Here is a 15,063-nt window from a genome sequence, read left to right as displayed (position 1 = left end):
TTTGCTCTGAGACAGCCCAGGATCGAGGATATGGCGTGAAGCTGAGGAGCCCATGTCATGTCCATCGCATCTGTCGCCAGCGCTGCCGCCGAACTTGGCGCCTCCTTCGGAGGAGAACTGCTCAAGCCGGGAGACGAGGGCTACGACGAGGCGCGCAAGGTCCACAACGGGCTGGTCGACAAACGGCCAGCATTGATTGCCAGGTGCCGCAGTGCGGCCGATGTCGTGGACGCGGTGACACTTGCGACCAAGCTCGGCCTCGAGGTCGCGGTTCGCGGCGGCGGCCACAATGTGGCCGGGCGCGCAACGATCGACGGCGGGATCATGATCGACCTCTCACCCATGAAAGGGGTCCGGGTCGACGCTGTCGGCAAGGCCGTATGGGCGCAGGGCGGGGTCACCTGGGGCGAGCTCAATCGCGAAGCGCAGCTTCACGGACTTGCGGTGACCGGCGGCGTGGTCTCGACCACCGGCATCGCGGGCCTGACGCTCGGCGGAGGGCTGGGCTGGCTGATGGGCAAGTACGGCCTCGCGTTGGATAATCTGCGGGCTGTCGAACTCGTCACGGCCGATGGCAAGGTTCTGCGGGCCAGCAAGCAAGAGCAGCCCGATCTGTTTTGGGCGGTGCGCGGCGGCGGCGGAAACTTCGGGATTGCCACCAGCCTCGAATACGACCTCCATAAGGTAGGGCCGGTCATCACCGGCGGCCCGATCGTCCACCCAATCGAGCGCTCCCGCGACGTGCTGGAATTTTTCCGGACCAGCACGCGATCGCTCACGGACGAGCACATGCTGTTCGCATCCTTGACCCATGCGCCGGACGGGTCCGGCAGGGAGGTCGCGGCCCTGGTCACCAGCCACTGCGGTGAAGTTGCCGAGGCCGAACGAGCGATACAGCCGCTGAAGCAGTTCGGAACTCCGATTCTGGATGCAGTCGGACCGATGACCTATTGCGACCTCAACCGGATGCTCGACGCCAACTATCCGAAAGGCGCCTTCAACTATTGGAAGTCGAACTTCCTCGTGGAGCTGAGCGATGGTGCGATTGCGACGATGATCGAATGTTTCGCCCGCTGCCCGACTCCCATGGGGCAGCTGCTGCTCGAGCATATCCACGGTGCCGCGGCCCGCGTGGATGCCGGGGATACGGCGTTCGTGCATCGGCAGGAGGGCTACAATTTCCTGATCCTCGCGCAATGGACGCAGGCCAGCGATAGCAGCCGCTGCATCTCGTGGGCACGCGCAACCTATGAAAAGATGCGGCCCTTCTTTGCGTCCGGACGCTATGTCAATTATCTCGATGATGACGAGACAGGCGATCCCGTTGCCGCTGCCTATGGGCGGAATTACCGCCGCCTGCAGCAGATCAAAGCGAAATACGACCCTACGAACTTCTTCCGGATGAACCAGAACATCCGGCCGCTCGCTTGATTACCGGCAGACGATTCCTCGCTCTCATCAGGATGTGAGTAGAAACCAAGCCGCGACCTGATCCAAAGTGGGTGGGGCGATCTGATGCCCGGGAGGACTCGAGAATGGCGGTCGTGTGCAGGCCCGCTCGCATCGACGACTTGAAGCAGGCCGATGACCTCGTCGTCGCCAGCATCAACGAGCTCACTGAACGGCGGGGCTTCGGGAAGATGGCATCCTCTCGTCCGCCGAATTTTCAGGCCTTCTCGCTGGCGGATGATCCCGAAGGCTTATGGGTGGCCGATGACGACGGAGAAATTGTCGGCTTCGCGTGGAGTTGGGTCTGTGGCGAGCTTTGGTTCCTGGCTCAATTGTTCGTCGCGCCTGATCGTCAGGGCGATGGCATTGGCAATCAACTCATCAACAAGGCGTTCGCGCATGCAGACATGCGCGGAGCACCCATCCGGGCACTGATCACCTTCACGTTCAACAACGTATCTCAAGGCCTCTACATCCGCCACGGACTGTTCCCGCGCTTTCCGATCTACATGGTCAGCGTCCCTCGCGACCACCTGGCGGCAAGGTTGGCTGCGCCGCGGCTCCGTCTTGAATCTCTCACGGCCGACGCAACCGCATACGACGAGCTGGCGGCGATCGATGTCTGTGCTGTCGGCGTTTCCAGGGAGAAGCACCATCGATTTCTCCTGGCCGACAGCACGATTCGCGGATTCACCATCCACGCCGGCAATGAGTGCGTCGGGTATGTCTATATTTCGGGTGGACACATTGGTCCGCTTGCAGTCCGCAGGCCAGATCTCGTTGACGCCGCTTTTGCCACTGCGTTGTCGTTCGCGGCACAGACCGATTGTCCGACCATTTCGGCCTTTGTGCCGGGCGCGAGCGAGCCAGCGCTCAAGGCCGCGACCGACCACGGGATGCGTCTGACGTTCCCGATGCTGCTGATGTCGAACAGACCGTTCGGAGATTGGGGCAGCTACCTCCCGCGCAATCCGGGTTTCATGTAGAGGATTCAACCGAGAAGGTTGGCGTCGCGGGGCAGGCAGGAAGGCACGGAATGATGGCTGGATCGGCGCTCGTTCCGGGCCGGGGCACGCTCTAGCCTTATCGGGAACGCGGGCTGCGCTCTGGATGGACCGGCCGTTGCGCATAAGGGTTATCCATGCACATGGCCGAAAGGCCCGCAGCGCTCGCTCTACACTCGTCCCATGAACGATACTGGCAGGAAATCCAGGTGACGCCGCCCCATTCCCATCTCTGCATGCATACCGGATAGTTGCCGCCGAACCGCTGTGCTGCGGCTGGGCTGGGCGCGGACATGGTGATCAAGACCAAGAGGAGACAGGCAAGCGCACGCATCATGATCAGCGCGGCCGGGGCGGAGGCGGCTGCTTGAACCTCACGCGCGGGTTCACATCGCAATAGGTGTTCCATCGCCCGGACGCCGACGCCAGGCATTGTTCTCGCGTCGAATACATGCATTCGCCGGGAAAACCGAGGTGTCCGCCGACGACGCACCAGGGATAGTCGCGCTCAGCGTTTGCTGCGGGAGAAAATCCGATGACCATGAGGACAATCAGTAGAGCGATGCGCATGCGATCTCCATCATGTCAACTGAGCGGCAACGCAAGAGGTTCGCCTTCGAAAAATAGCCGCTTGATGATCGTGGCTCAAGAATAACGGCCTAAGCTGGTTAGAGGCGCAGGCAACAATTCAGTGTCGCACTGCATCGTTCCTGTCAACTTTCGACGGCTTGTCGCCGGTGCTTAGGAACGTCCGCAGGGCTTGGTAGCTGGCCCAGGGACACGCGAACACGCGCGCCAAAACAGCAACGGGGCCCGCAAGGGCCCCGTAAAAATCCTTGGCGCTGCGCCGATCTTACTTGATCTTGGCTTCGCGGAATTCGACGTGCTTGCGCGCGACCGGGTCGTACTTCTTCTTGACCAGTTTGTCGGTCATGGTGCGCGAATTCTTCTTGGCGACGTAGTAGAAGCCGGTGTCGGCCGAGGACACGAGCTTGACCTTGATGGTGACCGCTTTGGCCATGTTCTGAACCTCAGAATATCAGGGGGAATCTGGAGCCGGCCAAACGGCCCGCGTTGGCCGGCAACCTAGCCAGAAACGGCGGGAAGTCAAGGTTTCAGGGGGCAGAAACCGCTCAAATCGGGCCCATCAGGCCTCAAAGAACCGGTTTTTCGGCCGCGGCAGGCCCAGATTCTCCCTCAAGGTGGGCCCTTCATAGTCTTTGCGGAAAATCCCGCGCCGCTGCAGCTCCGGGACCACCTTGTCGACGAAATCGTCGAGGCCGGCGGGCAGGAACGGGAACATGATGTTGAAGCCGTCCGAGCCGCGCCCGACCAGCCATTCCTCCATCTGGTCGGCGATGGTCTTGGCCGTGCCGACGAAGGACAGGCCGCCATAGCCGCCGACGCGCTGGGCGAGCTGGCGCACGGTGAGCTTCTCGCGGGCGGCGAGGTCGACCAGGCGCTGCCGGCCGCTCTTGCTGGCATTGGTCTCGGGGATCTCGGGCAGGGGGCCATCGGGATCGAAGCCGGAAGCGTCGGTGCCGAGGATGACGGAGAGCGAGGCGATGGCGCTGTCGTAATGCACGCGGCTGTCGAGCAGAGCGCGCTTCTCCTTGGCTTCATCGACGCTGTCGCCCACGACGACGAAGGCGCCGGGGAGGATCTTCAGGTGCTCGGGGTCGCGGCCGATCTTCTCCATGCGGCCCTTGATGTCGGCATAGAGTTTTTGACCGTCGGCGAGGCTGCCGCCGCCGGTGAACACGGCTTCCGCGGTCTCGGCGGCGAGCTGCTTGCCGTCTTCGGAGGCGCCGGCCTGCACGATCACCGGCCAGCCCTGCACGGGGCGCGCGATGTTGAGGGGCCCGCGCACTTTGAAGTATTTGCCCTTGTGGTCGAGCGTGTGCATCCTCGCAGGATCGAAGAACAGACCGCTCTCGACGTTGCGCACGAATGCATCGTCGGCGAAGGAATCCCAGAGGCCGGTGACGACATCGTAGAATTCGCGGGCACGCTTGTAGCGCTCGGCGTGCTCCATGTGGTCATCGAGGCCGAAATTCAGCGCCGCGTCCGGGTTCGAGGTCGTGACGATATTCCAGCCGGCGCGGCCGCCGCTGAGATGGTCGAGCGAGGCGAAGCGGCGCGCGACGTGATAGGGCTCGTCGAACGTGGTCGAGCCGGTCGCGATCAGGCCGATGCGCTCGGTCACCGCCGAGAGCGCCGACAGCAGCGTGAACGGCTCGAACGAGGTCACGGTGTGGCTGCGCTTGAGCGCGTTGATCGGCATGTTCAGCACGGCGAGGTGATCGGCCATGAAGAAGGCGTCGAACTTGCCGGCCTCGAGCTTTTGGATCAGCGTCTTGATGTGCGAGAAGTTGAAATTGGCGTCGGGCCAGGCCCCCGGATAGCGCCAGGCGCCGGTGTGGATGCTGATCGGGCGCATGAACGCGCCAAGCTTGAGTTGCCGTTGTGCCATCGCCCGGTGTCCTTCTTCATTGTCGTTCGGAAAGACATAGGTGCGGGCGGGAACTCCGCCATTGGGGGAGGCGGGAAGAATTTTTTGTTTTTTGCGCTGAGCTCAGCACGTTTCCGTCATTCCGGGGCGCCGCGTTAGCGGCGGGCCCGGAATCCATTGGGCCGCAGAGACTTCCGAGCGATGGATTCCGGGTTCGCGCTGCGCGCGCCCCGGAATGACGGAGGATAGAACTCGGACTTCGAACGACGCCGCAGCGCGCCAACTAGCTCAAGACATCCTTTTGCATCTTGCCGCCGTAGAAATGGAAAAACGGCACCGGCGCGTCGTGGCGGAGCGGGCCGGTGGCAAGACGGGTGTCGAGCTCGTTGAGCACGTTACGCGTCATCGGATGCAGATCGGCGAGCGGCTTCGAGCCGAGCTCGACCCAGACCAGCTCGACCAGCTCCGCATCGGCATGGATCACGCCCTCGACGCGGTGGGTGATCGCGGAGGCATCGGCGGTGAAAAAGCGCGTGTCGAAGCGCTTGACGCGGCCGGGCGGGGTGATCGCGCGTGCGATCAGGAACAGGCCGGAGGGATCGGGCAGCAGGCCGGCATCCGCGAACGGCTTCCAGGGGCCGTCGAGCTTCGGCACCTTGCCTTCCGCCTTGCGGCCGAGGCAGAGGCCGGTCTCCTCGCAGGCTTCGCGGATCGCGGCAATGGCGAGCGATTTCGCGCGCGAGGCCGGCGTCTTCGGGCTGCCCTTGGCGAGATTGGCTTCCAGCTCCGCAGTGATGGGCGCAGCGCACGGCACGCGATAATCGGCCTTGTCGACGCGCCCGCCGGGGAAGACGAATTTCCCGGGCATGAACACCACCTTGTCATGGCGCTTGCCGACCAGCACTTTCGGAACGGCGCCGCTGCGGTCGACCAGGATCAAGGTCGCCGCATCCCGGGGACGGAAATAGGGATGGTGGTCGGCTTCCTTTTCCTCGTGGACCTTGGCCTTTTCCGCTACCTGCGCAATATCCGTCATGTCCTCACCCGAACTCTTCTTGATTATTTTGCCTATACCGGCGGAATACCATCCGGAGGGTTGTCGTCAAACCCGTGCATGCGCAGAGCCCATTGCAAGCCGACCACAGCTCCCTTCACGGGCTGCAGCAGCGCGAGCGAGGCAAAGAATGTGAAGGGCAGATAGGCCGCGAAGCTGATCCAGACCGGCGTCGTGTAATTGGTCTCGATCCACAAAACGGCCGGCACCACGACGTGGCCGACAATGACGATGACGAGATAAGCGGGCAGATCGTCGGCGCGATGCGGGGTGAAGTCGAGGCCGCATTTGCCGCAATGATCGGCGGTCTTCAGGAAGGCGCGGAACAGCTTGCCTTCGCCGCAGCGCGGGCAGCGACCGCGAAAGCCGCGTTTCATTGCCGTCATGACATCGCGCTTCTCGACGAGCCCGCTCTCGCGCGTCCAGATATTTGGGGCCGTCCTCATCGTCACCACGCCTTGCCCTTCTTGCCCTTACCCTTGTTCTTTGCTTTGACCTTCTTTCCCTTGCCGGACTTTTGCTTCTCCGGCTTGCGTTTTCTCTCCGGGCTACGTCCGGGATGCGCCGTGGACGATTTGCGCTGCGGACGCAACGGCCTGCGCTGGCGCGGACCGCTGCCGCTCTCCGACGACAGCAGCTCGAAGCGCAGCGCGCCCGCGATCGGAGCGGCCTCGATCAGGCGGACGTCGACGACGTCGCCGAGCTGGTACATGGTACCGCTGCGTGTGCCGACCAGCGCATGGCGGCCCTCGTCATAGTTGAAATATTCCGTGCCGAGGGATCGGATCGGGATCAAGCCGTCGGCGCCGGTATCAGTGAGTTTCACGAACAGGCCGGCGCGGGTGACTCCGGAGACGCGGCCCTGGAAGCTGGCCCCGATGCGGTCGGCGAGGTGATGGGCGATCAGGCGGTCGACGGTCTCGCGCTCCGCCTTCATCGCGCGCCGCTCGGTCAGCGAGATATGCGCGGCGACTTCGCTCAAGCTTTCCGGCGTCTCGCTGTCGGGCAGGGCGCCTTCGCCGAGGCCGAGCGCACGGACCAGCGCGCGGTGGACGACGAGGTCGGCATAGCGGCGGATCGGCGAGGTGAAATGCGCATAGCGGCGCAGGTTCAGGCCGAAATGACCGTAGTTCTCGGATGAGTACTCGGCCTGCGCCTGGGCGCGCAGCACGACTTCGCTCACCAGCGGGTAGTAATCATGGCCTTCGAGCTGAGCCAGCACGCGGTTGAACGTGGTGGGGCGGAGCGCGCCCGATTTGGCGAAGGGGACGTCCAGCGTCTCCAGGAATTCCGCGAGCGCGTGGACCTTTTCCAATGTCGGCTCGTCGTGCACGCGGTAGATCAGCGGGAGCGATTTCTTCTCCAATGTCTCCGCCGCGGCGACATTGGCGAGGATCATGAACTCCTCGATCAGCTTGTGCGCATCGAGACGCTCGGGGACCACGACGCGATCGACCGTGCCGTCGCTCTTCAAGAGGATCTTGCGCTCGGGCAGATCGAGGTTGAGCGGATCGCGCTCGTCGCGCGCGCGCTTGGCGCAGGCGTAAGCCGCATAGAGCGGCCTCAGGATCGGATCGAGCAGGGGCCCGGTGGTGTCATCAGGCCGGCCGTCGATCGCGGCCTGCGCCTGCGCGTAAGCGAGCTTGGCCGCCGAGCGCATCAGGATGCGATGAAAACTGTGCGAGCGCTTGCGACCGTCGGGGCCGAGCACCATGCGCACCGCCAGCGCGCCGCGCGGCTCGCCCGGCACCAGCGAGCAGAGATTGTTGGAGATGCGCTCGGGCAGCATCGGCACGACGCGGTCGGGGAAATAAACCGAGTTGCCGCGGTCGAGCGCATCGCGGTCGAGCGCCGTGCCAGGGCGCACGTAGAAGCTGACATCGGCGATGGCGACGTTGACGATGAAGCCGCCCTTGTTGTTGGGATCAGGATCCGGCTCGGCATGCACCGCGTCGTCATGATCCTTGGCGTCGGGCGGATCGATGGTGACGAGCGGGACGTCGCGCCAATCTTCGCGGCCCTTCAGGTTGGCGGGCTCTGCAGCTTCCGCCTCGCGCTCCGCAGCGGAGGAGAACGGCAAGGGAATGTCGTGGGCGTAGATAGCGATCAGGCTGATCGCCTTCTCGGACTTGACCGAGCCGAGCTTCTCTTTGACCCGGCCGGAGGCGAGGCCGAAGCCGCGGGTGCGGACGATGTCGACACTGACGAGGTCGCCATCCTCGGCGCCGCCCGTATCGGTCTTCGCGATGTTCAGCTCGCGGTCGGCGAACTTCTTGTCGACCGGGACCAGCCGCCCGCCACCCTCGGGCAGGCTGCGGAACACGCCGAGGATGCGGCTCTTGGCCTTGTCGATCACCTTGATGATGCGGCCGCGATAGGCGGGACCTTCGTCATCATCGCTGCGCTCGACGCGCAGCAGCGCGCGGTCGCCGACACCGGCGGCGGTGCCGGGCTTGGGCCGGCGCGGCATCTCGATGAGGATCTTTGGCGGCTCGCCGTTCTCGACCTCGTCCCATTCGGCGGGGGAGGCGATCAGCTCGCCATCGGAATCGCGGCCGGTGATGTCGGCCAGCAGCGTCGGCGGCAGCGCGTCCGGCTCGGAGACCTTGTGGCGCTTCTTCTTGATGATGCCGTCGTCGGCGAGCTCGCGCAGCATGCGCCTGAGCTCGGCGCGATCGGCGTTCTTCAGGCCGAACTCGCGCGCAATTTCGCGAGTCCCGACCTTTCCTGGATTTGCCTTGATGAAGGCGACGATGGCTTGCCTGTCGGGAAAGCCACGGTCTTTCTTTGGTTTCACTTAACCTCTAATTCTTGCCGGCACTCTTCTTGGCCGGAGCCTTGGTGGCGGCTGCCTTGGTCGGCGACGTCTTTGTAGCAGAAGTCTTGGCGGTCGACGGCACGGGAGCGCGCGCCTTGCTGGTGGATTCGGATTTGGATTTGGCCGCGGCTTTTTTCGCAGCCGGCTTCTTCGGCTTCGGTGCAGCGTCCTCGCCGTCCGCAGCTTTCTTGGTCTTGGCGGGCTTTGCAGCCTTCTTGGCCTTGCCGCCGCCCTTGGCCGCGCGTTCGTCGATCAGCGCGATCGCCTGCGGCAGCGTGATGGCGTCCTTCTCGAACTCGGCGGGGATCGTCGCGTTGACGCCGCCGGCCGTGACATAGGCGCCGTAGCGGCCGCTCTTCACGGTGACGGTGCCGAGCGTCGGATGATCGCCAATGGCCTTGCCGGGATCGGCGCCGAAGCGGCGGCTCGGGCCCTTGGCGACCTTCTCCGCGATCAACGTCACCGCGCGGTTGAGGCCGATGTCGAACACCTCGTCGCCGGCCTCTAAGCTCGCATAGGTCTTCTCGTGCTTCACGAACGGTCCGAAGCGGCCGAGGCCGGCGATGATCGGCTGGCCGGTTTCCGGATGCTTGCCGATCTCGCGCGGCAGCGACAAGAGTTTCAGCGCAAGCTCGAGATCGACGTCGCTGGGCGAGGTGCCCTTGGGGATGCCCGCGCGCTTGGGCTTCTCGCCTTCCTCGTAATCCTTCTGCTCGCCGAGCTGGATATAGGGGCCGAAGCGGCCGGCCTTGACCCAGACATCGCGACCCGTTTCGGGATCCTGACCGAGCGAGCGGTCCGCGGTCGTTTCGCCGTCGGCGGCGAGCTGACGGGTGTAGCGGCATTCCGGATAGTTCGAGCAGCCGACGAAGGCGCCGAACTTGCCGGCCTTCAGGTTCAGCCGGCCGGTGCCGCAATTCGGGCATTGCCTGATATCGCCGCCATCGGCGCGAGGCGGATAGATGTGCTGGCCCAGCATGTCGTCGAGTACGTCGAGCACCTGCGCGACGCGCAGATCCTTGATGTCGTCGACGGCGCCGATGAAGCCGGTCCAGAAATCCTTCAGCACCTGCTGCCAGGAGATCTCGTTGTTTGAGATGCGGTCGAGCTGCTCTTCGAGGCTGGCCGTGAAATCGTATTCGACGTAGCGGGCAAAGAAGCTTTCGAGGAACGCGACCACGACGCGGCCCTTGTCCTCGCCGTGCAGGCGCTTCTTCTCCAGCTTGACGTAGCCGCGGTCCTTCAGGACCTGCAGGATCGAGGCGTAGGTCGAGGGACGGCCGATGCCGAGCTCTTCCATGCGCTTGACCAGCGAAGCCTCGGAGAAGCGCGGCGGCGGCTCGGTGAAGTGTTGGGTGACCGACAGGCTCTGCCGCTTCACGGCCTCGCCCTGGCTCATCGCGGGCAGGCGGCGGGAATCCTCGTCCTCTTCGTCGTCGCGGCCTTCCTGGTAGAGCGCGAGGAAGCCGTCGAACTTCACGACCTGGCCGGTGGCACGCAGCTCCAGCGTGCGGCCACCTGCCTTCGCCGTGATGTCGACGGTGGTGCGCTCGAGCTCGGCGGATTCCATCTGGCTCGCGATGGTGCGCTTCCAGATCAATTCATAGAGCTTCGCCTGATCGGCATCGAGCTTGCGGCTCATGCTGTCGGGGCGGCGGGAGAGGTCGGTCGGGCGGATCGCTTCGTGCGCTTCCTGGGCGTTCTTGGCCTTGGCCTGGTACTGGCGGGGAGCGTCCGGCACATAGGCGTTGCCGTAATCCTCGCCGATCACCTTGCGCGCCTGGGTGATCGCTTCGGGGGCGATCTGCACGCCGTCGGTACGCATATAAGTAATGAGTCCGGTGGTCTCGCCGCCGATGTCGATGCCCTCATAAAGACGCTGGGCGATGCGCATGGTGTGCGCCGGCGCAAAGCCGTATTTCCGGCTGGCTTCCTGCTGCAGCGTCGAGGTGGTGAAGGGCGCCTGCGGATTGCGCCGGGCCGGCTTGGCGTCGACCGCGGTGACCGCGTAAGTCGCTGCTTCCAACGCCTTCTTGAAGTCTTCGGCTTCCGCGCCGGTGCCGATGTCGAGGCGCTGGATCTTCTTGCCGTCGGCGCCGACGAGGCGTGCCTCGAAGGCATCGCCCCGCGGGGTGAGCAGGGTCGCGATCAGCGACCAATATTCGCGCGGCACGAACTTCTCGATCTCGAGCTCGCGGTCGCAGACGAGACGCAGCGCCACCGACTGCACGCGGCCAGCCGAGCGGGCGCCGGGCAGCTTGCGCCACAGCACGGGGGAGAGGGTGAAGCCGACCAGATAGTCGAGGGCGCGGCGCGCCATATAGGCGTCGACCAGCGCGCCGTCGATCTCGCGCGGATGCTTCATGGCCTCCGAGACGGCCTGCTTAGTGATGGCGTTGAACACGACGCGCTCGATCTTCTGATCCTTCAGCGCGCGCTTCTCCTTCATCACCTCCAGCACGTGCCAGGAGATGGCTTCGCCCTCGCGATCGGGGTCGGTCGCGAGAATCAGGCGGTCGGCGCCCTTCAGCGACTTGGCGATATCGTTGAGCCGGCCGGCCGCCTTGGGGTCGACCTCCCAGATCATCTTGAAATTGGCGTCGGGATCGACGGAACCGTTCTTCGCCGGGAGATCGCGGACATGGCCGAACGAGGCCAGAACCTCGTAGGACGAGCCCAAATATTTGTTGATGGTCTTGGCTTTCGCCGGCGACTCCACGATAACGATATTCATGTAGTTCCAGTAACTTACGTGAAAATCTTGGGCCGAGAACGAAAGGATTCGGGTCGGCCGTTTCGACCCGAACATGGGTGGTGAGGCGGTCGCTGTCAAATCGTGGGGTGTTGAAAGCCGCCGCATGGGAAAAGTTTCATATCGAGAAAGTTGTAAAATACCACCTTGGAGTTGCGGTTGATGTGGGCGTAATGTCCTGTCGGGCATGGATTCGGGTGGGGTCTGGTGACTAGGCCAGGAAAGAAACGGGCGCGCGCTGGATCAGGCGCGCCGGGGGGCTCGCGCAACGAGGAACCGGGGGAGGGCGGCGCGGACGAAGCCGTGGCCTTCATCGCCGAGCAGACCGGCGCCCTGCGCAAGTTGGCCGAGCGCCACAAGCTGGACGTGTTGCATTATCTCTTGGGCATGACTCAGCTCGAGGCCGACGAGCATCTGCGGCTACGGACCAGGCGCAAGCTGTCGTGATGCAGAGGCAGTTGGGTTCGCTGCTCTAACCCCGTCATTGCGAGCGTAGCGAAGCAATCCAGACTGCCGCCGCGGAAAGATTCTGGATTGCTTCGCTACGCTCGCAATGACGGGGGACCACGTGGGCCTACGCTGACCAGCGTCGCGGCGCCGGCCGCGGCTTCAGCGTGGTGTCGGCAGGGTTGAGCAGGCGGCCGTCTTCGGCGTGCATTTCGAGCTTCTTCACCGGACGGCCCTTCTCGCGGTCGACCAGGATGGTCGCGATCTCCTCGGGGCGGTCATCGAACTCCTCGCTCCATTGCCGCAGCGCGACCAGGATCGGGAAGGTGCCGCGGCCCTTCGGCGTCAGCACATATTCCTGATAGGCGCTGCCGTCGGAGGCGGGGGCGGTTTCCAGAATGCCGTGATCGACCAGCGATCGCAGCCGCGCCGCCAGGATGTTCTTGGCCATGCCGAGCTTGTTCTGAAACTCGCCGAAGCGGCGGACGCCGAACAGCGCCTCGCGGATGATCAAGAGCGACCACCAGTCGCCGAGCGCATCCAGCGACCGCGCGATCGGGCAGGCATCGCCGGCAAAGCTCGTCCGTTTCACCATCCTCGTTCCGTCCTGTCGCGTTCGCACGGCGCCAGCGCGGATCACGCGCTTGTGTGGTTGCATTATAAAACCAAATGGCCTAGATGGCAATGTAGTTTCATCATGCAACTACTGGAGGCGAGCGTGAGACTGAAGGACAAGACGGCCCTGATCACCGGCGGCAATAGCGGCATCGGGCTGGCAACGGCAAAACTGTTCGTGGCCGAGGGCGCCAAGGTGGTGATCACCGGGCGCAACAAGGAGACGCTGGCGGCGGCCGCGAAGGAGCTCGGGCCGAACGCGCTTGCGCTGCCAGCCGACGCGACGGACATCGCGGCGACGGAAGCTGCGATCAAGCAGGGCGCAGAGAAATTCGGCAAGTTCGACATCGTGTTCGCCAATGCCGGCATTGCCGGCGGAACGCCGCTGGGATCGGCGACTCTGGACGTTTTCGAAAAGGTCATCAGCACCAACCTCACCGGCGTGTTCTTCACCGTTCAGTCCGCGCTGCCCCATCTCAACAACAACGCCTCGATCATCCTCAACGGCTCGGTGATCTCAGTGCTCGGCATTCCCGGCTACTCGGCCTATGGCGCGGCGAAGGCCGGCGTGCGCGCGATGGCGCGGATCATGGCTTCGGAACTGTCGCCGCGCGGCATCCGCGTCAACGTCGTCGCGCCGGGTGCGATCCGCACGCCGATCTGGGGACCCGCGACCGCGACGCCGGAAGCCGAGAAGGCGTTCGAGAAGCGGATTGCGCTGTCGACGCCGCTCGGCCGCATCGGTGAAACCGATCACGTTGCGAAGACGGTGCTGTTCCTCGCCTCCGATGATGCCGCGCATGTGCAGGGCCAGGAAATCTTCGTCGACGGCGGCGCGGTGGCCTCGCCGAGCGGCGCGCCGATCTATCGCGGCTGATCAAACCAAGCGCAAATTGAATCGGCCGGCGCAGTGCGGCTGCGCCTGCCGGTTCCTACGTCTTGAGATGCATTGACGAGGCGTTGAACCTTCGCGCAAGCTGCAAAGACTTTTTACGGGCAGGGGACAGACTCGCTATCTAAGGAGGGTCGGTCATGACAAAAGCGGCCCGCATTTTCGCGTCGATTTCATCACCGCGCGTCTTCACCGAAAGACCCGCCGTTCCGGCCAAGCGTTCCGACACGGCCGAGTTCGTGGCCATCACGTTGTTCTCCGGGATCGGCCTGTTCGTTTCGCTCGTTGCCGTGATCTTGGGCATGCAGGGCGTCTGGTCTTAGCGTTGCGGATCGTGCCGCCGTCAGCCGCCGCGCAATCCGGCGGCGGCCGATTTCGGCACGTCGTCAGGCCGCCTGCAGGCTGGTGGCTGCCTGAAGCGCGCCCGCAAGTGCTTTCTCGCGGTGATCCGGTCCGACCTGGATGCCGTCGGCGATGATGAACTCGGCATTGTGGATGCCCATGAAGCCGAACACACCGCGCAGATAGCTTTCGAGGTGCTCCAGCGCTGCGGCGGGTGAGCCCGCGCCGTAATAGCCGCCGCGCGAGATCGCGACGATCACGCGCTTGCCGCCGGCGAGCCCCTCCGGCCCGGCCGCGCCATACTTAAAGGTCTTCCCCGCTACAAGGATGCGGTCGATCCAGGCCTTGAGCTGGCTGGGGATGGTGAAATTGTACATGGGCGCGCCGATCACGACGATGTCGGCAGCCAGGAACTCGTCCAGCGCGGCCGCGCTTGCGGCAAGGTCCGGTCCGAGTTCCGCCGGCGCAGGCGCGCCTTGCGCGGCGGCGAGATGCGAGCCGGAGAGGTGGGCGAGCGGGGTCTCGGTCAGGTCGCGATAGACGACCTCGAGCGAGGGCGTGGCCTGCCGGAGACGGTCGACGATGGCGGCGGAAACCTGCCGGCTGACGGAGTGGGGGCCGAGCACGCTGGAGTCGATGTGAAGGAGTTTCATGTGGGGTCACCCTGGTATAAGTTTGTAACCAGCGCTACATGAGTGACTGTCGAAATCTCCGCAAGAACGCACTTTTTTGAGCCATGGGCACATCATTGAAACCTGCGAACATCGAAATGCCTGCTCCGCCGCGGCCAAATCCGAGGCCGGATCCAAGGCCGGATCCAAGGCCCATGCCGGATCCCAACCATGCGGACTGCCGCGGGGTCGCCTCCGTGCTGTCGCGCGTCGGCGACAAATGGAGCGTGTTTGTCATCATGATGCTGAGCGACGGGCCAAAGCGCTTCAACGAGCTCAAGCGCATGATCAACGGCATCTCGCAGCGGATGTTGACCCTGACGCTGCGCGGCCTCGAGCGCGACGGCCTCGTCACGCGCACGATCTTTCCGACCATCCCGCCGCGGGTGGACTATGAGCTGACCGAGCTTGGCCACGGCCTGTCGCGCCCCGTCGAGGCGCTCGGCAAATGGGCGAAGGACCATCTGGATCGGATCGAGGCCGCGCGCACGAAGTTCGACCAGCGCAACGACGGCTGAGCAGAGTGAGCTTTGATTGCAGAGTGAGCTTTGATTGAAGATGCGAGCG

At 64.2% G+C, this 15,063-nt stretch carries 16 protein-coding genes; 6 read left to right on the top strand and 10 right to left on the bottom strand.

All coding sequences use genetic code 11. The features are described from left to right. The first annotated feature begins 57 nt into the window (after nt 1–57). On the top strand, nt 58–1,431 hold the full coding sequence (locus XI05_RS04480; RefSeq protein ID WP_271499003.1) for an FAD-binding oxidoreductase: 1,374 nt from the start codon (nt 58–60) through the stop codon (nt 1,429–1,431). A gap of 104 nt (nt 1,432–1,535) precedes the next feature. Beyond that, the gene (locus XI05_RS04475; protein WP_271499000.1) at nt 1,536–2,435 is read left to right on the top strand and encodes a GNAT family N-acetyltransferase; all 900 of its coding nucleotides are present in this window, start codon (nt 1,536–1,538) and stop codon (nt 2,433–2,435) included. Between the two features lie 97 nt (nt 2,436–2,532). Here the strand turns inward: XI05_RS04475 and XI05_RS04470 are convergent, their stop codons facing one another. From XI05_RS04470 to topA, 8 genes are all read right to left on the bottom strand, one after another. Then, nucleotides 2,533–2,787: a DUF3551 domain-containing protein gene (locus XI05_RS04470; protein ID WP_271499226.1), complete on the bottom strand. Its 255-nt coding sequence runs from the start codon at nt 2,785–2,787 to the stop codon at nt 2,533–2,535. 5 nt (nt 2,788–2,792) lie between these two features. Continuing rightward, complete coding sequence (locus XI05_RS04465) at nt 2,793–3,023, bottom strand: DUF3551 domain-containing protein (protein WP_172783385.1); 231 nt, start codon at nt 3,021–3,023, stop codon at nt 2,793–2,795. 283 nt (nt 3,024–3,306) lie between these two features. After that, nucleotides 3,307–3,474, bottom strand: coding sequence for a 50S ribosomal protein L33 (gene rpmG / locus XI05_RS04460; protein ID WP_007603295.1), 168 nt, complete (start codon nt 3,472–3,474; stop codon nt 3,307–3,309). Nucleotides 3,475–3,600: 126 nt separating this feature from the next. After that, a complete protein-coding gene (locus XI05_RS04455; protein ID WP_271498997.1) occupies nt 3,601–4,926 on the bottom strand; it encodes an LLM class flavin-dependent oxidoreductase in 1,326 nt (441 codons plus the stop codon). Nucleotides 4,927–5,188: 262 nt separating this feature from the next. Next, nucleotides 5,189–5,941 carry an NUDIX hydrolase gene (locus tag XI05_RS04450; RefSeq protein WP_271498994.1) on the bottom strand — a complete coding sequence of 251 codons (753 nt, stop codon included), beginning with the start codon at nt 5,939–5,941 and terminating at the stop codon, nt 5,189–5,191. 32 nt (nt 5,942–5,973) lie between these two features. Continuing rightward, nucleotides 5,974–6,414 (bottom strand): DUF983 domain-containing protein, encoded by a 441-nt coding sequence (locus tag XI05_RS04445; RefSeq protein WP_271498991.1) that lies wholly within the window; start codon nt 6,412–6,414, stop codon nt 5,974–5,976. Continuing rightward, nucleotides 6,408–8,756, bottom strand: coding sequence for a ribonuclease R (rnr, locus tag XI05_RS04440; protein WP_271498988.1), 2,349 nt, complete (start codon nt 8,754–8,756; stop codon nt 6,408–6,410). The genes XI05_RS04445 and rnr overlap by 7 nt, the downstream gene beginning before the upstream one ends. A gap of 7 nt (nt 8,757–8,763) precedes the next feature. After that, nucleotides 8,764–11,511: a type I DNA topoisomerase gene (gene topA, locus XI05_RS04435; protein WP_271498986.1), complete on the bottom strand. Its 2,748-nt coding sequence runs from the start codon at nt 11,509–11,511 to the stop codon at nt 8,764–8,766. Between the two features lie 321 nt (nt 11,512–11,832). Here topA and XI05_RS04430 point away from each other — a divergent pair, with 321 nt between their 5' ends. After that, nucleotides 11,833–11,976: a hypothetical protein gene (locus XI05_RS04430; RefSeq protein ID WP_257187439.1), complete on the top strand. Its 144-nt coding sequence runs from the start codon at nt 11,833–11,835 to the stop codon at nt 11,974–11,976. A 127-nt stretch (nt 11,977–12,103) separates the two neighbouring features. Here the strand turns inward: XI05_RS04430 and XI05_RS04425 are convergent, their stop codons facing one another. Next, nucleotides 12,104–12,571: a winged helix-turn-helix transcriptional regulator gene (locus XI05_RS04425; RefSeq protein ID WP_271498984.1), complete on the bottom strand. Its 468-nt coding sequence runs from the start codon at nt 12,569–12,571 to the stop codon at nt 12,104–12,106. A 123-nt stretch (nt 12,572–12,694) separates the two neighbouring features. On the opposite strand from XI05_RS04425, the gene XI05_RS04420 reads away from it, so the two are divergent. Both XI05_RS04420 and XI05_RS04415 read left to right on the top strand, forming a co-directional pair. Continuing rightward, complete coding sequence (locus XI05_RS04420; RefSeq protein WP_271498981.1) at nt 12,695–13,468, top strand: SDR family oxidoreductase; 774 nt, start codon at nt 12,695–12,697, stop codon at nt 13,466–13,468. Between the two features lie 155 nt (nt 13,469–13,623). Then, on the top strand, nt 13,624–13,806 hold the full coding sequence (locus XI05_RS04415; protein ID WP_271498978.1) for a hypothetical protein: 183 nt from the start codon (nt 13,624–13,626) through the stop codon (nt 13,804–13,806). Nucleotides 13,807–13,869: 63 nt separating this feature from the next. Here XI05_RS04415 and XI05_RS04410 read toward each other — a convergent pair whose 3' ends face one another. Next, nucleotides 13,870–14,478 carry an FMN-dependent NADH-azoreductase gene (locus XI05_RS04410; RefSeq protein WP_271498975.1) on the bottom strand — a complete coding sequence of 203 codons (609 nt, stop codon included), beginning with the start codon at nt 14,476–14,478 and terminating at the stop codon, nt 13,870–13,872. A gap of 83 nt (nt 14,479–14,561) precedes the next feature. On the opposite strand from XI05_RS04410, the gene XI05_RS04405 reads away from it, so the two are divergent. After that, nucleotides 14,562–15,014, top strand: a complete 453-nt coding sequence (locus XI05_RS04405) for a winged helix-turn-helix transcriptional regulator (RefSeq protein ID WP_271498972.1) — start codon at nt 14,562–14,564, stop codon at nt 15,012–15,014. The last annotated feature ends 49 nt before the right edge of the window (nt 15,015–15,063 follow it).

Source organism: Bradyrhizobium sp. CCBAU 11357 (assembly GCF_028128865.1).
Classification (GTDB): Bacteria; Pseudomonadota; Alphaproteobacteria; order Rhizobiales; family Xanthobacteraceae; genus Bradyrhizobium.
Note: the sequence above shows the minus strand (reverse complement) of the source record. Positions and strands in the feature narration are given on the sequence as shown.

Coding starts and splice junctions, on each gene's coding strand:
- XI05_RS04455 (WP_271498997.1), bottom strand. CDS start 4,926: ATGGCACAACGGCAACTCAAGCTTGGCGCGTTCATGCGCCCGATCAGC.
- XI05_RS04475 (WP_271499000.1), top strand. CDS start 1,536: ATGGCGGTCGTGTGCAGGCCCGCTCGCATCGACGACTTGAAGCAGGCC.
- XI05_RS04425 (WP_271498984.1), bottom strand. CDS start 12,571: ATGGTGAAACGGACGAGCTTTGCCGGCGATGCCTGCCCGATCGCGCGG.
- XI05_RS04480 (WP_271499003.1), top strand. CDS start 58: ATGTCCATCGCATCTGTCGCCAGCGCTGCCGCCGAACTTGGCGCCTCC.
- topA (WP_271498986.1), bottom strand. CDS start 11,511: ATGAATATCGTTATCGTGGAGTCGCCGGCGAAAGCCAAGACCATCAAC.
- XI05_RS04450 (WP_271498994.1), bottom strand. CDS start 5,941: ATGACGGATATTGCGCAGGTAGCGGAAAAGGCCAAGGTCCACGAGGAA.
- XI05_RS04465 (WP_172783385.1), bottom strand. CDS start 3,023: ATGCGCATCGCTCTACTGATTGTCCTCATGGTCATCGGATTTTCTCCC.
- XI05_RS04410 (WP_271498975.1), bottom strand. CDS start 14,478: ATGAAACTCCTTCACATCGACTCCAGCGTGCTCGGCCCCCACTCCGTC.
- XI05_RS04405 (WP_271498972.1), top strand. CDS start 14,562: ATGGGCACATCATTGAAACCTGCGAACATCGAAATGCCTGCTCCGCCG.
- XI05_RS04415 (WP_271498978.1), top strand. CDS start 13,624: ATGACAAAAGCGGCCCGCATTTTCGCGTCGATTTCATCACCGCGCGTC.
- XI05_RS04470 (WP_271499226.1), bottom strand. CDS start 2,787: ATGCGTGCGCTTGCCTGTCTCCTCTTGGTCTTGATCACCATGTCCGCG.
- rpmG (WP_007603295.1), bottom strand. CDS start 3,474: ATGGCCAAAGCGGTCACCATCAAGGTCAAGCTCGTGTCCTCGGCCGAC.